The 420-nt window shown below is 41.0% G+C and carries 1 protein-coding gene; it reads left to right on the forward strand.

The window, feature by feature from the left end; translation table 11 throughout:
• The coding region (locus tag CWB76_RS07710; protein ID WP_171039604.1) for a 1-acyl-sn-glycerol-3-phosphate acyltransferase at positions 1–420 on the forward strand (420 nt) is incomplete at both ends.

Consider the following 420-nt stretch of genomic DNA (forward strand, 5'->3'; position numbering starts at 1 on the left):
AAAATTGTCATTATTGCAAACCACCCTATCGGCTCCTTAGATGCGCTTGCATTAATTAATGTGTTATCAACGGTAAGAGCCGATTTAAAAGTAGTGGCTAACCGTATGTTAATGACCGTTGACGCCATGCATTCATTATTGCTGCCCGTTGATAACCTATCAGGGCAAAGTAAAAAACAAGAGTTGAGTAATATCCACCGGCACTTAAAAAATGAAGGAGCGTTACTTATTTTCCCTGCCGGTGAAGTTTCTCGACTTCGTCCTACGGGTATAAAAGACTGCAAATGGAACAGCGGCTTTTTACGCATTGCTAAAAAGGCTAACAGCCCTATTTTGCCTATCTATATTAAAGCCAGAAATAGCCCGCTGTTTTACGGCGCATCAATGCTTTATAAACCACTGGCTAGCTTATTACTGGTA

The sequence above is a fragment of the Pseudoalteromonas sp. S1609 genome (assembly GCF_005887255.1).
In the GTDB taxonomy this organism is placed as follows: Bacteria; Pseudomonadota; Gammaproteobacteria; order Enterobacterales; family Alteromonadaceae; genus Pseudoalteromonas.